This is a genomic window from Virgibacillus ndiopensis, assembly GCF_900187325.1.
GTDB lineage: Bacteria > Bacillota > Bacilli > Bacillales > Amphibacillaceae > Virgibacillus_E > Virgibacillus_E ndiopensis.
On sequence record NZ_FZMZ01000006.1, the window covers coordinates 968330 to 986058 of the forward strand.

Annotated in this window: 11 protein-coding genes and 1 pseudogene; 9 read left to right on the forward strand and 3 right to left on the reverse strand. The window is 41.1% G+C overall.

Going from position 1 to position 17729, the window contains the following annotated elements; all coding sequences use genetic code 11:
* Positions 1-22 precede the first annotated feature (22 nt).
* Positions 23-3877, reverse strand: a complete 3855-nt coding sequence (gene lacZ / locus CS937_RS17120; protein WP_099159685.1) for a beta-galactosidase, LacZ type — start codon at positions 3875-3877, stop codon at positions 23-25.
* Between the two features lie 234 nt (positions 3878-4111).
* On the reverse strand, positions 4112-5020 hold the full coding sequence (locus CS937_RS17125) for a LysR family transcriptional regulator (protein ID WP_099159686.1): 909 nt from the start codon (positions 5018-5020) through the stop codon (positions 4112-4114).
* Between the two features lie 151 nt (positions 5021-5171).
* Between CS937_RS17125 and CS937_RS17130 the strand changes: the two genes are divergently transcribed.
* From CS937_RS17130 to CS937_RS17160, 7 genes are all read left to right on the forward strand, one after another.
* The gene (locus CS937_RS17130; RefSeq protein WP_099159687.1) at positions 5172-7349 is read left to right on the forward strand and encodes a malate synthase G; all 2178 of its coding nucleotides are present in this window, start codon (positions 5172-5174) and stop codon (positions 7347-7349) included.
* Positions 7350-7546: 197 nt separating this feature from the next.
* Positions 7547-8254, forward strand: coding sequence for a FadR/GntR family transcriptional regulator (locus tag CS937_RS17135; RefSeq protein ID WP_099159688.1), 708 nt, complete (start codon positions 7547-7549; stop codon positions 8252-8254).
* Positions 8255-8319: 65 nt separating this feature from the next.
* The gene (locus tag CS937_RS17140) at positions 8320-9636 is read left to right on the forward strand and encodes an FAD-binding oxidoreductase (RefSeq protein WP_099159689.1); all 1317 of its coding nucleotides are present in this window, start codon (positions 8320-8322) and stop codon (positions 9634-9636) included.
* A gap of 1 nt (position 9637) precedes the next feature.
* Positions 9638-11020, forward strand: coding sequence for a (Fe-S)-binding protein (locus CS937_RS17145; RefSeq protein ID WP_425445477.1), 1383 nt, complete (start codon positions 9638-9640; stop codon positions 11018-11020).
* Between the two features lie 67 nt (positions 11021-11087).
* Positions 11088-12524 (forward strand): FAD-linked oxidase C-terminal domain-containing protein, encoded by a 1437-nt coding sequence (locus CS937_RS17150; protein ID WP_099160100.1) that lies wholly within the window; start codon positions 11088-11090, stop codon positions 12522-12524.
* Between the two features lie 28 nt (positions 12525-12552).
* Positions 12553-13317 (forward strand): fumarylacetoacetate hydrolase family protein, encoded by a 765-nt coding sequence (locus tag CS937_RS17155; RefSeq protein WP_099159690.1) that lies wholly within the window; start codon positions 12553-12555, stop codon positions 13315-13317.
* Between the two features lie 132 nt (positions 13318-13449).
* The gene (locus CS937_RS17160; RefSeq protein WP_099159691.1) at positions 13450-15216 is read left to right on the forward strand and encodes an L-lactate permease; all 1767 of its coding nucleotides are present in this window, start codon (positions 13450-13452) and stop codon (positions 15214-15216) included.
* 129 nt (positions 15217-15345) lie between these two features.
* On the opposite strand, the pseudogene CS937_RS17165 reads toward CS937_RS17160, so the two are convergent.
* A pseudogene (locus CS937_RS17165) lies at positions 15346-15915 on the reverse strand (carbon starvation CstA family protein); the annotation flags it as partial.
* A gap of 190 nt (positions 15916-16105) precedes the next feature.
* Here CS937_RS17165 and CS937_RS19615 point away from each other — a divergent pair.
* Positions 16106-16363 carry a hypothetical protein gene (locus CS937_RS19615; protein WP_218012845.1) on the forward strand — a complete coding sequence of 86 codons (258 nt, stop codon included), beginning with the start codon at positions 16106-16108 and terminating at the stop codon, positions 16361-16363.
* Between the two features lie 69 nt (positions 16364-16432).
* A complete protein-coding gene (locus CS937_RS17170; protein ID WP_218012846.1) occupies positions 16433-17659 on the forward strand; it encodes a Na+/H+ antiporter NhaC family protein in 1227 nt (408 codons plus the stop codon).
* Positions 17660-17729: the final 70 nt, after the last annotated feature.

Here is a 17729-nt window from a genome sequence, read left to right on the forward strand (position 1 = left end):
TAATGGGATCGGAGTTTTTTGGTCATTCAGCTGTGAATTTTGCGTTAGCCCAGTCACCATGGTCTTCCGCGTTACCATTACCAGCGTCTGTAACAACTAATTTTAGCTTCTTTTTCCCGGTTATATCTAAGTCGACTTGCTTAGCAGGGGTATCATTATACATAACACCACTCTCGTAAACACGTTCGCCGTCTAACCAAACCTCAAAGGCAATAGATCCGCCGCCAATTTCCTGGTCAACTCCTACTAAAGACTGAAAGCGTGTATAGCCTTTTCCTTCTAAATCATAGACAATTTCGGAGTTGGCATGAGTTCCGATGCCTTTATCATAGGTAATTTCTTCGGAACCATTCCATAACCGTAATGGGTTTCCTTCAATTGATCTGTCCATTTGGATTGTTCTCCAACCGACTGTGGCGCTTTCCCAATCGGTATCACTTAAATAAAGCTCATCTACAATCGCAAAGTTTATTTCATATTTAGCAGATAGTAAACCATCATCTGATGTGACCTCAATTACAGTTTTACCTGGAAGCTCTTCAGCAGGTATTATATCAATCGTAACATTGTCACTAATCGGTGTTACTTCTACTTCGGGTACCTCATCAATCGTACCCTTTAGATAATTAATCGTATACGTGTTTACTTCTGTATTAAAGCTTGCTAAAGATTCGCCGTCAATTTTAATGTTTTTAATTAAATCATCTGTAACAACACGCTTACTTAGTTCCATTGGAGAATCTTTTTTCGAAATTGGACGCAAGCGATAGCTGTATGCATAAGTTTTATCCGAACTTAATGTAAATTCCGAATGTGGTCTTGCTCCCCAGCTATTATCACCGCCAAGTCCCATCTGATGGTAATTCAGGTTGACAAATATATCTTCTTGTTTTTCCAGTTCATATGGATGCGCGGATGATTCTAAATCTTCTTCCGTATAGTGAAGCGCATTTACCTCGAGTAATGGTAAACCGGTAGCCATTAAACCGATTCCTTGTTTATTGGTAAACGTTACCCAACGTACATCGGTTTTGTTTCCGGTTTCTTGTGGTTCCACATATGGGAAGAATTGGTCATCGACAGTACTGCTGTAAACGCCTACTGGATAGCCAGTTTTGCGATCCCAGTAATTGCTCTCAGGTCCGCGGCCATACCAATCCATTTGTTCAAATTCAGCTGGAAGTGTTAACTCCATTCCTACAGCTGGAATTTCCGATAAACCGTTTGCTGCATCTAACGTACTTTTTACGACAACTTCACCTGTTCCATATATAATATATGCTGTTTGGTACTCTGATTCATTTGGCAATGTACCGGTGACATTTATCCGAACGGCATTTTTACCGTATTTTGTCACCGCAACATCTGTGACAGTTCGGTTTTTACCTGCATCCTTCCATGTTTCCGTACGAGAAGGCATGCCATTACCTTTGTCGTTATCATTTGGAGCTCTCCAATAGTCAGGTTCAGGTCCAGTCTTGATTAACTCTGTTTTCTTGTAAGTGAAGGAAGAGATAGTTCCTTGGTCTTTATCAAAGTTCAGCTTAAAGTCGGTTCCATTAATAGTAATGTCAGTGTCACCATTCTCCATGTTTATTTCAGGCATTGTGGAGATTTCTTCTGGTTGTACCTCTGGAACATCAAATGGGACTGCTAATTGTTCAGCAGCAATTTCATGACCTTTAGAAGCCCAGTTCGTGTCTTCTTTCAACGTAAAGCTAACATTTAAAAAGTATTCTGCACCTGCTTCTAAAGTTGGTTTTTCCATTGGTAACGTTATTTCCTCTGTTGATAATGGCTCGACATCTAATGCAGCGATTTTTCCTTCTTGAATAACGCTACCGTCCTTTTTTAATTCCCAATGCGCGTCAAATTCATTTAGGTTTGTAAAAAGGAATTCATTCTTCAATTCGATAACACCATTTTTTACATCTACTGATTTTGTTTCGATATTTTGATAAACTTTTTTAACTTCCTTTAACTCTGGTTGCACGGTACGATCTGCGGAAACAAGACCGTTTGCCATGAAGTTACCGTCGTTTGGATTGTCTCCCCAATCCCCTCCATATGCAAAGTAAAATTCTTTTTCATTACCAGGGATAGGTTCAAGTAAGGTTTGATTCACCCAGTCCCAAATAAATCCACCTTGCAAGTTATCATATTTATCGATAACATCCCAATATTGGTATAGGTTACCGACGCTGTTTCCCATCGCATGAGCATATTCACACATAATAAAAGGTTTTTCATTTCCTGATTTTCCATATGATTCTACACTTGAAACGGACGGATACATGACACTTTCCACGTCAGTCCAGCGATTATCACCCTCATAGTGAATGATTCTGGTTGGATCCAGGTCACGTGCTAATTCAGCCATATGTTTAAAGGTCGTACCAGTTCCAGCTTCATTTCCTAGTGACCAGATCAATATTGAAGGATGATTCTTATCCCGTTCTACCATGCTTTCCATACGATCAAGTGACGCTGGAAGCCATTGTGGATCGCTTTTTGGAAGCTGACCTCTGATACCATGGGATTCAAGATTTGCTTCATCGATAATATACAGCCCATATTCATCAGCTAAATCATACCACTCAGTTTGATTTGGGTAATGTGACGTACGAACCGCGTTAACGTTGTGCTTTTTCATTAGTTTTATGTCTTGAATCATGCGTTCCCTTGAAACAGTTCGGCCGTCTACCGGATCCATTTCATGGCGGTTAACACCTTTAAATGTGATTGGTTTACCATTTATTTTCATTTGCCCATCTTCAATAGCAAATTCTCTGAATCCGACCTTGGTACTTGTCGTTTCTGTGATTTTACCATTTTGATCTTTTAGTGCTACAACAAGTGTATATAAATTTGGGTGTTCAGCAGACCATTTTTTCGGGTTTTTAATGAGTTGATCTTTCTTAATAGTCAGCTTTGTTTTATCGTTAAAATCTACATCGGTTTTAAGAGGCTTGTCTAAGACCTTTTTGTTTTTGCTATCGTACAAATACATTTCAACGGTTTGATCGTTTACTTCTATATCATCGTATCGTGATAAGTCAACACTGACATTTAATTCAGCATCCTTAAATGATTCGTCAAGATCCGTTTGTACTGTGAGATCACGCATGTGCACGTTTGGCGTGGAATAAAGATAAACATCTCTAAAAATACCACTTAAACGAACCATGTCTTGGTCTTCCATCCAGCTTCCATCCGACCAGCGGTAAACCTCGACAGAAATTGTATTTGTTCCATTACGATTAATGTATTCCGATATATCGAATTCGGCAGGTGTAAAGCTATCTTCACTGTAGCCAACTTTTTCCCCATTGACCCATAGGTAAAAGGCTGACTCTACACCTTGAAACGAAACATAAACCGGATCCCCATCCCAGTTACCAGGCACGGTGAATTTCTTTTTATAGGAACCGACAGGATTATAAATCGTTGGTGCTTTTGGTGGCTCAGGGGTCTCATAGCCTGTCCATGGATACGTAATATTTGTATAAATCGGATAGTCATATCCTTCCAATTGCCAGCTTGAAGGAACTTGAATTTTGTCCCAATCTGTTACATCATAATCGTCCTTATAAAAATCTTTCGGTCTTTCGTTAGGGTTCTTAGACCAATGAAAACGCCATTTTCCATTGAGTGTTTTATAAAATTTTGATTTGGTTTGATTGTCTTTTAGTGCAGATTTAATAGATTTGTAGTGCATGATGGAAGCATGTGCAGGCTCTCGATTTACCTCAAAGGTTTCTGGGTTATTGTTCCATTCTGGATAGTCTTCGTTTTCTTCTGCAGAAATGGTCATGATGTGAGAGCTTAAATAGATTAGTCCTACTAACGTAACAATACGAACTAATTTTTTTACCATTCATTTTCTCCTCTCAAACGTATTTGAAATCTGTCGAACGCTATAGTTAAGCGGTTACATTTTCACCCTCCTTTATTAGTTAGTTAAATTAATTAAAAAACTTTTCGATTTTATTATAAATTTTAAATGGTGTGCCTTCAAGTAAATATCTGAAAGTTCGTGCTTTTATACTGGTGATTAGTTTTTTTAGGCGTGACTATTTACTTAGAGGTGGTGTAAAGGGGGGGCAGGGGGTCAGTCCCTCTGTCCTGGGACAACGGACCTGTCCCCTTGTCCCGCGATGGTGATGAATTCACGTACTGCGTATGGGAGGTATCGATTCTTTTTCCAGATCATGCCTAATTCCAGATTGACCATGGGCTTGTTAAAAGGGATGGCTACAATATTTTCGTTCGTAATCTGACTGCAAATTTTGCTCGGCAATAGGGCAATACCCAATTTAGCTTCGACCATTTCAATCATAAAGTCTTTCTGCGAGCTTTCACAGACGATATTTGGGTAAAAACCATTATGTTCACATGCCTCTATAATCCGATCATGCAGGGAAAAGTCATGTCTGTACAGGACAAAGGGTTCTTTTTCAATATGGGAAAAGTCGATTGCTTTTTTGGAGGCTAACGGATTGTCTTTTTGCACGATTAGCATTAACGGATCCTTTAATAGTTTAATTGTTTCAAAGTTTTCTTTTTGGACAGGGCGATTACAGATTAAACCAATGTCAAGTTCACCTTCAGCAACACCGTTCTTAATTTTATTGCTGCCTACTTCAGTCAATAGTAAATTAATCGAAGGGTATGTTTCTTTGTATTTGCTGATTAATTTTGAAAAGAATGCGGCACCTATAATAGGGGGAATTCCAATTTTAATTTCACCTTTTTTTAAGTCAATGACATCATTCAGTTCAGAGGTTAAATTTTCAAACGCATCGAGGACATATTTTGCATTGATTAAAAACGCTTTACCAGCGTCGGTTAGATCCAATTGATTGGCTCCTCTATAAAAAAGTGAAGCACCGAGTTCGGTCTCAAGGTTTTTTATGGTTTTGCTTAATGACGGCTGGGAAATATGAAGCGCCTGGGCCGCCTTGGTAAAGTTTAATTGTTTGGCAACTTCTGCAAAATAGTTTATCTGCCTTACATCCATTAGTGGCACCCCTTTTAAACGATAATATGTAATTTTCCCTATTATACTATAAGGTATAACTGAAAGGAATAACGTTCATGCAAAACATATATTTCTGTTTATGGATGGCACCTATTAGAATAGTAGATAGATGGAAAAGGAGGATTTATAGATGGCAGATTACGTAAAAACAGACAATCTTCAAATTGCAAAAGAGCTGTACGACTTTGTAAATTCAGAAGCGCTTCCGGGTACTGGCCTTGATCGTGAGAAATTTTGGAATGATTTTAGTAAGCTTGTCACTGATTTGGCTCCTAAAAACAAAGCATTGCTAGTCGAACGAGACAAACTTCAAAACCAAATTGACGCGTGGCATAAGGAAAACGAGGCATTTGATTTTGAGGCGTACAAAGCATTTTTAGAGGAAATCGGCTATCTGGAGCCTCAGGTAGAGGATTTTACTATTACGACCGAGAATGTCGATGATGTGATTACCATGCAAGCGGGACCACAGCTTGTAGTGCCAATTGACAATGCGCGCTATGCGATTAATGCTGCTAACGCACGCTGGGGATCACTTTATGATGCACTTTATGGAACAGATGTAATAAGTGAAGAAGGTGGTGCTGAGAAAAAAGACACCTACAACCCTGACCGCGGTGACAAAGTTATTGCTTACGCCAAAGACTTCCTTGATAAAAATGTACCATTAAAAGAAGCATCGCATACAGAAGCAACAAAATATGCAATTATCGATGGGAAATTAGCAGTAACACGCAAAAACAACACGACCACGGAGCTTAACGATCCTTCTCAACTTGTTGGGTATCAAGGGGATGCCGATTCACCTACAGCTGTCTTATTGAAACATAACGGTTTACATGTCGACATTCAAATCGATCGAAATCATCCGATTGGAAAAACAGACGAAGCGGGTGTGAAAGATGTTTACTTAGAGTCCGCTACCACAACTATTATGGACTGTGAAGATTCTGTTGCTGCTGTAGATGCGGAGGACAAAACACTCGTTTACCGTAATTGGCTTGGTCTGAACAAAGGTGATTTAACGTCTGTATTCACCAAAACTGGAAAAGAAATAACACGTAGATTAAACCCTGATCGAACGTATTCAGGGGCTAATGGTGGAGAAGTCACACTATCTGGTCGTGTGCTTATGTTTATCCGTAACGTTGGTCACCTGATGACAAACAATGCGATTCTCGATGCAGACGGGCAAGAAATCCCTGAAGGAATAATGGATGGTGTGTTTACAAGCTTAATGGCTAAGCACGACCTTTTAGGAAACGGACGATACCAAAATTCTGAGCAGGGGTCCGTTTATATTGTTAAGCCAAAAATGCACGGTTCAAAAGAAGCTGCTTTTGCTAATGAATTGTTTGATCGCATAGAAGATATGCTCGATATGAAACGCAATACACTTAAGATTGGTGTGATGGATGAAGAACGGCGCACCAGCCTGAATTTGAAAAATTGTATGAATAAAGTTAAAGCGAGAATCGTGTTCATTAACACCGGATTCCTAGATCGGACAGGTGATGAAATTCATACGTCAATGGAAGCAGGCCCCATGATTCGTAAAGGTGAAATGAAAGCCTCTACCTGGCTTGATGGTTACGAGAAAAATAATGTGCGTGTCGGCTTGGATACAGGTCTTTTGGGCAAAGCACAGATTGGCAAAGGTATGTGGGCAATGCCTGATTTGATGGCTGATATGCTTGAACAAAAGAGCGGTCATTTACATGCAGGAGGGAACACTGCTTGGGTTCCGTCACCAACAGCAGCAACATTACACGCGCTTCATTACCATCAAATTGATGTGAAAAAAGTGCAAGAATCACTTGCGAAAGAAGAAAATGATTATCGTCATGAAATTTTACAGATTCCCGTTGCAGAAAACACGGATTGGTCAGCTGAAGAAATTCAAGAGGAACTGGATAACAGTGCACAGACATTGCTTGGTTATGTTGTTCGTTGGGTCGAGCAAGGTGTCGGCTGTTCTAAAGTACCGGATATTAACAATGTAGCACTTATGGAAGACCGTGCAACATTGCGTATCTCTAGTCAAATGCTTGCAAACTGGCTTCACCATGATATTTGTACAGAAGAACAAATGGTAGACACGTTGAAGCGCATGGCAGCCGTTGTTGACGGGCAAAATGCTGAAGATGAAAATTATCGTCCAATGGCACCTGACTTCGATAATTCAGTCGCTTTCCAAGCGGCGTACGATCTAGTTTTTAAAGGAAAAGACCAGCCAAGCGGCTATACAGAACCAATCCTTCACCAACGACGACTCGAAGCAAAAGAAAAGAACCATGTGAAAAATTAATAAGGGACAGAGGGTCAGACCCCTTGTCCCGCTACTTTTTGTCGGAAAAGGGAGAGGGGAATCCTGTTTTGTTAGTTTTTGGATTATTTGAAATATTTTCTTGACTTTGTTATCGTACACTGCTTAAATAAAAATTGTCTTATCCGATATGTGATCAGCAGACAACGTTTCTACTGTGCAAAAAAGGGGGTATTTAAGTGCTCCAAGTTGAGAAAGTATCGAGAAAAAAGGTATCTGAAATTGTTGTGGAACAGATAGAAGGATGGATTTGTTCTGGTAAGGTTCAACCTGATGAGAAGCTTCCTTCGGTTAGAGAATTATGTGACATGTTTGAAGTTGGACGCTCCGCAGTACGTGATGCGTTAACAACGTTAAAAGGGAAAGGGCTAGTTGAGGTGAAGCATGGCGAAGGAACCTTTGTCCTTCCTACTAATACAAATCAGCTTCTTCCTGAAGTATTGCTTATTAGAAAAAGTGATATTAACGAACTATACCAGGTTCGCAAAATTTTAGAGGCTGGTATTGTTGAAATGGCTGCTATTCATGCTTCTGTAAGCCAAATAGACTTTATGAAACGAGCGTTGGATGAAATGTTAATGGCTACAACGTTAAAAGGCTGGGAAGCAGATTACCATTTTCACCAAGTGATCGCAGAAGCTAGTGGTAACCAATTGTTAATTGATCTAATGGAAGCGGTATCAACAACGATGAAAAAAGGAATTATGGATACTCATCGTATCATTTTATCAGATGAAAACGTGTCATCTGCGGTGATAGGGCAACATGTCGCAATATACAATGCTATCAAAGAAAGCGCCCCAGTAAAAGCTCGTGAAGCGATGTTAAGTCATCTTACGTATGTTGAAAAACTGCTGCATCACCATTTGCAGAATTCAAGCGATTAAACCATAAGCATAATCTGGGACAAGGGACCTGTCCCCCCTGTCCCAGTCCAAAGGAGGTACGTAGTGTGATTGCTTCTTATTTAGATGGGATTTTGCCTAAAGAGCAAATTAGGATTAATGATGAATTAAGGCATCCACTTGGAAATGGTGGATTACAACTTATAGAGGCGAATTCCGAGGAAGATATTTCGAAGGTTCTTGCATTTGCTTATAGCCATAATAAGACGGTCAATGTTATCTCGGGAGGAACAAAGCGTGGCTTTGGTGGGGAAAATGAACGAGCGGACATTTTATTGTCACTTGCAAACTACAAAGGCATTGTGGAGCATTCAGTTGGTGACCTGACAATGACGGTGAAACCTGGGACAACATTAAAGGAAATCACAGATGAATTGCATAAGCATGGACAGCGTGTTGCACTTGACGCTTCCTGGCCGGAGTTGGCAACGATTGGTGGCATTATTGCAGCGAACGATAGCGGGCCGAAACGATTGCTTTATGGATCTGCAAGGGATTTGGTTATCGGCACTAGAATTGTATATCCAGATGGAAATGTAGTTCGTACAGGCGGTAAAGTGGTAAAAAACGTGGCTGGCTACGATATGAATAAGCTTTTCATCGGTTCGATGGGAACACTTGGCATCATTAGCGAAATCACAATTAAATTACGCCCGCTTCCGAAATATGAGGGGCTGTCTCTATTGCAATTCCCAATAGGAAAGGAACAAGATATTCGAGAATTTTCTATAAAAATTCTCGATTCAATGGCGGAACCGGTCTCGCTTGAAATTTTAAACCCATCAATTGCTGAAAAAATGACTGGCAATAGGCAAGATACGCTCGCAATTTCATTTGAGGATAGAGAAAAAGCTGTCCTCGATCAGGAGAATTGGGTGGAGACACATTTACCGTTTGGCGGGGAGCATGTCGTATTACACGAGGAAGATGCAAGACAATGGTGGGAGAAATTCCGTCATTTTGGACCTAACGGCTATCATGACACCGAAAGTGAGGCAGACACCCAAGCAGCTTTAAAAGTTGGTAGCAATAATTTAGATGTTTTGGTTAACATGGTAGCAGCTGACAATCTGGCTGCGGAACATCATGTTGCAGTAGAGGCGCACGGCGGTATAGGTCATGGGATTTCAAGAATTTATGTGAAAGGGCTACCGGAAGATATTGTTTCCTATACGAGAGCACTTAGGGATAAGGTAAAAGAAAAAAGTGGGTATGTTGTTTGTACCCATTTGCCGTTTATCCTAAGAGAGGCGGTTGGCGTTTGGGGTGAAAAGCCGGGGTACTTTGCTTTACTGGAAGGCATCAAACGAACAAATGACCCAAAGAATATCTTGAATCGCAACCGTTTTGTGGGAGGTATATAACATGAGTGCGGAGGAAAATAGACTGGTAACTATGTTGAATGCAGGAAAAAATGATACACCCTGTCAAACGAAGACGCTAGGAAACTTTCTTTGGGATGATCTTCCAGATGCTACGAAATGGGCTGATTGTGTTCACTGTGGCATGTGTCTAGAAGCATGTCCAACGTATCAAGAAACAGGTCAGGAGCAGCATTCACCAAGAGGTCGTGTTTATTTAATTAAATCCGTTGCGGAAGGCAAAATCGATGTCAATGAAGCATTTTCTAAACCTGTATTTGATTGCCTTGATTGCAGGGCGTGTGAAACGGCATGTCCTGCAGATGTTCAGGTCGGTGGCCTTATCGAGGAAGCACGTGGTCAAATTCGCCAGGCGATGCCTTTAACAGGTTTTGCAGGAGTCCTAAACAAAACATTACTGAGGGGAATTTTCCCGAATCTAAAACGGATGAAAACACTCGGAGGATTGATGCGGTTTTACCAAAAGAGCGGAATACAGCGTATCGCACGAAAAACAGGCCTATTGAATATCATGCCAACACATTTGAAGGATATGGAATCAATTCTCCCAGAAGTCGGAAAACCCGTATTAGGAAGATATCCGGAAGTTGTTCCAGCTGAAGGTGAGACAAAGCAACGGGTAGGTATACTGACGGGCTGTATCATGGACGTTATGTTCAGTGACGTTAACGAAGCGACCATTCGCGTTCTGACACATAATGGATTTGAAGTGGGGTTACCGAAGCAGCAGGGTTGTTGTGGTGCACTTCACGTTCACGCAGGTGATAGAGAAACAGGAAAAAAACTAGCGAAACAGAATATAGAGGCTTTTAAAGATTACGATAAAATACTTGTAAATGCTGCGGGCTGCGGTTGTGCGCTCAAGGAATATGATGAGCTTTTCCGAAATGATCCAGAAATGCTCCCATTAGCAGAGGAATTTTCAGCAAAAATTGAGGATGTATCCAAGTTTTTGTATGACAATGACTTTGATCGTCCAAAAACAGAAGTTAAAACTAAAATTACGTACCATGACGCTTGCCATTTAGCTCACGGGCAAGGAGTACGTTTTGAACCCCGTCAGCTTTTAAAAGAAATTCCAGGTGTGGAAATGGTCGATTTACCTGATGCGGACAGATGCTGTGGAAGTGCAGGAATCTATAATCTCACACATCCTGAGATGGCTGGAGCACTCCTCGATCGAAAAATGGATGACATTCCTAAGGATGTGGAAATGATTTCGATGGGTAACCCAGGCTGCATGCTGCAAATTGCAATGGGTGTGCAAAAACACGGAAGAAGTGAAAAGGTTGTGCATACCGTCCAGCTACTTGATTGGGCTTACGAAAAGGATAAAGAAAAACTAGGAAAACCAGTAGAATCGTAAGGAGGTGACGTGTTTGAATCGTAAAAAGCACAGAAGAGAGAAACCAGATGCTGTTGTGCAGCGATTAATGAACATTGTTGGCGAACGTGAAGTGTTTTATTTAAAAGAAGATCTCATTTCCTATGAGTGTGACGGCTATACGATGTCAAAAGGAATGCCAAAAGCGGTTGTGTTTGTAAAGAGTACGGAGCACGTTTCTGCCGTTGTCAGATGTTTAAACGAGGAAAAGATTCCTTACATTGCACGCGGAGCAGGAACAGGTTTAAGCGGAGGAGCAACGCCACTCGGAGGCGAGGTCATCATTAGTCTGGTTCGAATGAAACGAATGCTTCATCTCGATTTGGAAAATAGAAAGGCAGTGGTTGAGCCTGGGTTTATTAACCTGAAGCTGACCCAATCGATTTCAGATAAGGGGTACTATTACGCACCAGACCCTTCCAGCCAATATGCATGTACAATTGGTGGAAATGTTGCGGAAAACTCAGGTGGGGCGCATTGTTTGAAATACGGTGTAACGACAAACCACATTTTGGGGCTTGAAGTTGTTCTTCCTAATGGAGAAGTCATCGAAATCGGAGAAGAAGGGATTCCTGATCAGCCAGGGTATGATTTGCTAGGACTCTTAACTGGCTCAGAAGGAACGCTTGGCATTGTTACCAAAATTACTGTAAAAGTTTTAAAAAATCCTGAAGGTAAGAAAACCGTTCTCGCGTATTATGATGATATAAATGATGCTAGTCAAGCAGTTTCAGAGATTATAGCAGCTGGTATTATTCCAGCAGCACTAGAAATGATGGATTCCATAGCCATTGAAGGTGTCGAATCTGCCGCCTATCCAGTCGGGCATCCGAGGGACATTGCTGCTTTTCTGCTGATAGAGGTGGATGGGATTGCGGCCGGAATCGACGATCAAATCGATGAAATTCTTACTGTATGTAAGCATAATAATGTACGAGAAGTAAAAGTGGCAAAGGACGAAGCAGAGCGTGGACTGTGGTGGGCAAACCGTAAGATGGGCTTTGGGGCAATGGGGGCAATCTCTCCTGACTACCTTGTTCAGGATGGTGTTATTCCTAGAACACGATTGCCGGAGGTCCTCGGCAAAATTGCTGAAATTAGTAAAAAGTATGAGCTTCGAATTGCGAATATTTTTCATGCAGGTGATGGGAATCTACATCCGTTAATATTGTTCGATGCAAGTATTCCAGGGCAAAGTGAACGTGCCGCAAAAGCAGGTTCGGAATGCTTAAAGGTATGTGCCGATGTCGGCGGTTCCATAACTGGCGAACATGGTGTTGGAATTGAAAAGTCAGCGGAAATGCGATTTATATTTAGTGATGCAGAAATGACCGCACAAACGAATATACGTGCAGTATTCAATCCAGAAGACCTACTAAACCCAGGAAAATTATTCCCGCAACCCGGCCAATGTGTCGAAATCAAGCAAGCGGGACAAGGGGACAGGTCCACTGTCCCAGTCAATGCTATGGGACGAGGGGACTGACCCTCTGTCCCAGTGAGGAGTGGAAATTATGAAATTTGCTAGATTTAGAAAACGAAGTGATAGAGAAATATTGCAGGGGATTGTGACAGATAATGGTATTCAACAAATTGAAGGGGACATATTTTCCGATTGGAAACATACAAAAATAATATATAGGTTGGATGATATCGATTTATTGGAACCGCTTACACCTAGGCATGTGATTGGCATCGGTGCGAATTATGTGGGGGAAACAGATGACTTACCTTCTATATTGCCTGATATGCCTGTGTTTTTTTATAAACCGGTTTCCTCTGTTATTGGAAGCGGGACACCAATCGTTATCCCAAATAAAATAGAGGAAGTCAAATTCGAATCAGAGCTTGCTGCAATAATTGGTAAACGTGCCAGCAATATTTCTGAGGAAGTGGTAACAGATTACATTTTTGGCTATACCGTCGCCAATGATGTTACTGCTCCACAATTTTTCCATGAAGCGGGTCATTGGACGATTGGCAAGTCATTTGACACGTTTACACCACTTGGGCCATGCATCGAGACAAACCTTAATCCAGACAAAATCACGGTTGAAGCTTATTTAAACGGTAACAAGAAGCAAGATAGTGCAACATCACTTATGATTTTTTCACTAAGAAAGATGATTGCTTATCTTTCCACCGTAATGACTCTGGAACCTGGCGATGTGATTTTAACTGGAAGTCCGCTTGGTGCTGAAATGATGAAAAATGGAGACGAAATTGTATGTAAAATTGCCGAAATCGGTGAGCTTCGTAATCCTGTAGAACAAGGCTGATTTTTAAACACAACAAAAGGAAGAGAAGGCTAATATTGTAAAATAACAAGATCAAATCTCGTAGTTTGTCACGAATAGAACGGAATTTGATGTTGTTCCATATAAATCATTTTATGAGGAGGAATTAAACAAATGGGTACTGGAACATTAGCTATTCTGGCCTTACTTCCTGTGATTGTTGTTGCTGTTTTTCTAGTCGGACTTAAATGGCCAGCAAGTAAAGCAATGCCGCTTTCCTATGTCGTCGCTGTTTTATTGGCACTATTCGTATGGGATGTGGCATTTCCGAAAGTCGCTGCTGCATCTGTTCATGGTCTTATCGTTGCTATTACACTTTTATTCATTATTTTTGGTGCGATTTTACTCTTGAACACACTTCAGGAAAGTGGTGGTCTTCACACCATTCGTCGCGGTTTTACAGATATTACGCCAGACCGCCGTATTCAAGTCATTATCATTGCCTGGCTTTTCGGTTCATTTATTGAAGGATCAGCAGGGTTTGGTACACCGGCAGCGGTTGCCGTACCGTTGTTAGTTGGGCTCGGGTTTCCAGCGATGGCAGCTGTTGTTTCCGGCATGGTTATTCAAAGTACACCTGTATCATTTGGAGCTGTTGGAACGCCAATGATTGTGGGGGTAGGTACAGGAGTTGAACCACTCACCCAAATTACAGATGTTTCAGATTTTGTATTCGGGGTGGCTGGAAAAGTCGCCTTGCTTCATTCAATTGCGGGGCTTTTAATCCCATTATTTTTAGTCGCTATATTAACGCGGTTTTTTGGGAAAAACAAATCGTTCAGTGAAGGCTTAAAGGTCTGGAAATTTACGATTTTTGCCTCCCTGGCAATGACAATACCGTACCTGATTGTAGCAAATTTGTTAGGACCTGAATTTCCTTCCATGATTGGTGGCCTAATTGGATTGGCCATTGTTATTCCTGCTGCTAAAAAAGGGTTTCTTATGCCTAAAGAAGATGAAATTTGGGACTTTGAGGCAAAAGATCGCTGGGATCCAACTTGGACTGGTCGAGTTGAACTTAAGCAAAGTGATATCTATGCAGGTAAAATTAGTATGTGGCGCGCTTGGGCTCCATACGTTTTAATTGCCGTCCTATTATTAATTTCAAGGTTAACGGTAGTTGGTGACTGGCTAAAATCTGTAAAAATTACAATTCCAACTATTTTTGGATCGGATATCTCATCTAGCTGGGAAATTCTTTTTTCACCAGGCTTTATTTTTATCGTCGTTTCGGTAATGACGTATTATATGCATGGGATGAAAGGGCAGGAGTTTGCTAGGGCTTGGAGAGACTCCGGTAAAACAATGATTGCTGCAGGTTCTGCTCTTATCTTTACTGTTCCGATGGTCCAAGTATTTCTTAACTCAGGTGGTGGTGCAGCAGGTTTTGATAAAATGCCACTTGTATTAGCAGAGGGCGTTGCAGATCTTGCGGGGTCTGTGTATCCGATTTTTGCAACCTTTATTGGGGGTCTCGGGGCATTTGTAGCTGGTAGTAACACCGTTAGTAACATGATGTTCTCACTTTTCCAATTCGGGGTTGGTGAGAATATCGGAGGTGACCCGGCGTGGATGGTTGCACTTCAAGCAGTTGGTGGTGCTGCCGGAAATATGATTTGTGTCCATAATGTGGTTGCTGCATCAGCTGTAGTTGGACTTGTAGGGAAAGAAGGGCATGTTATTCGAAAAACGCTTGTGCCGTTTTTCTATTATGCATTGTTACTAGGCTCTATCGGTTACTCGATCATGTGGACCGCGGATAAAGGAATACTTAATATAGGATCGATAATTGCTGTCATTATTTGGGCGATTGTTATTTATGTAATCGCTACGAACAATAAACGACTGGACGCCATTGAGCGTAATCGAAATATTGCTTAACTGCGGGACAGGGGGTCAGACCCCTTGTCCCACTACCAACACCGGGACGAGGGACCTGACCCCCTGTCCCACGATCAACAAAAGCCGTCCCATATCAAAGATAAAGGACGGCTTTCACATATATAACCACTATGCAGTTTTACTCCATTTCGATACATCTTCTTCGAGTGAAATTTTCTTCGTACGTGTATTATTAGCAGCATAAAAGAAAATAGCTATTAGAATCATATAACGGCAGCTCCTATATAAGATGTGCTTAATGCTAATCCAAAACCGATACTGGCGTTTAAAATATAAGTTGTTGTTGCATTAACATAAAGGAACCTGGAATCAGAGACACCCAATAATTTTTCTTTGCGATATATAAATACATAGCTCCGATAAATAATGCGATTACTGCGGTTGATTGGTTTGCCCTGGAGAAGTGTCGCCACATAATGTGAAATCAATTTGTGTTAAAGCAATTGAAATAATGAATAATGGAAGTGCAATCCAAATGCGATTGAGTACCTTCTTTTGTGAAAAGTTAAAGTAATCGGCAATAATCATCCTTGCACTACGAAAAGCTGTATCTCCAGATGTAATTAGTAGAATAATTACAGCTAAGATTGCAGGCGTTCCTCCGATAGCACCAAGCATTATGGTAGATGCCTCACTAACAACTGCTGCTGGTCCACCATTGGTTAAAATTTCATATAAAACCAGTTGGTCCGTTAAAGGTGGGACAGGGGGTCAGACCCCGTGTCCCGGTAAGGGCAGGATGGTGGGACAAGGAACCTGACCCCCTGTCCCACTCAAAAGCAGGACATACATTTGTCTATGTAGAAATATAATATAATGAAAATTCTTTATTGTGTGATAAAACTACAAATGAAAGGAGTTAATCGTTATGGATTTTGGGATACTTTCTTTATTGCCACCGGTGCTTGCCATTGTTTTGGCAATTATAACCCGGAATGTTATTCCTGCGCTATTTGCTGGTGTATGGCTTGGTGCGACAATGGTACACGATTGGAATCCGTTGATGGGACTTTATGCTAGTTTTAGTGAATTTATTTTACCTAATGTTGGAGATCCATGGAGTTCCACCGTTTTAATTTACTGTGGAATTTTTGGTGTACTCATTACTGTTTTACAAAAGACATGAGGGGCTCATGCAATTGCCCATGCTATTTCTAGGAGGGTTAAAACAGACAGGGGTGCTCAAGGGTCGACAATGCTGTTTGGAATCATTATTTTCTTTGAGGACTATTTTAATGCTTTAACTGTTGGAAGTGTTATGCGTTCGGTTACAGACAAGATGCGTGTATCACGGGAAAAACTCGCATATATCGTGGATTCAACTTCTGCGCCAATGTGTTTGCTAGGTCCTGTGTCAACCTGGGTAGTATTTGTTATGGGGTTGATTGGTGTAGAATTTGGAAAGCTTGGCATAGAAAAATCGGAATATATTACGTATTTATCGACTATACCTTTCAATTTTTATGCTATTTTAGCGATACTCCTAGTTGGAATTATCGTTTTTAAGAAATGGGATTTTGGACCAATGGCAGAGGCGGAATATCGTTCTAGAACAACTGGAAAAGTGATTCGGGATGACGCACAGCCTCCTTCCGACGATTCAATGACCGATATTGAATTAGCGGAAGGGCATACGCCTAAAATGAGAAATATGATTGTTCCTTTAGTTGTACTGCTGGGCTTGATACCTCCGTTGTTCTTATGGACCGGTGGCTTTCCTGAAAATGATTTAATTACAGCTATTGGGGAATCTGATGGTGGAATGTCAATATTAATTGCTGCATTTTCTGCTGCCGTTGTTGGTCTTGCGATGGGAATGCAGCAAAAGCTATTTAAGTTTAAAGAAGCAATGGACATGATTGTGAATGGTATTAAGAGTATGACGCTCGTTTATATTATTTTAGCGTTAGCATGGTCAATTGGTAGTGTGACATCTGAGTTAGGTACTGCGGAATTTGTTGTTAAGGCTGCAGAAGCAAGTTCGGCACCTGCATTTATTCCAGTGATGCTGTTCATAATTGGAGCAATCATCGCATTCACAACTGGTACATCGTACGGAACTTTTGCGATCATGATGCCAATTGCGATTCCTATTGCTGCTTCGATGGATATCTCAATGGCGATGACAATTGCTGCAGTGTTTAGTGGAGGGATATTTGGGGACCATTGTTCACCAATTTCCGATACAACGATTCTATCATCTGCAGGTTCTTCAAGTGATCATATCGATCATGTCAACACGCAGATTCCATATGCAGTATTAGCCGGAGCCAGTGGTTTAATTTCATTTTTAATCGCGGGAATTACAGGATCCGCAATTGTGGCCCTTATTGTCGGCGCAGTAATCGTTATTGGTTTAACTTATATTTTAAACAAGGTATGGGGAAAGCCAATACCAGAGGAAAATAAACTATCAGCATAGCAGTGGGACAGGGGGTCTGTCCCCTTGTCCCACCACTACCATCACTGGGACGATGAACCTGACCCCTGTC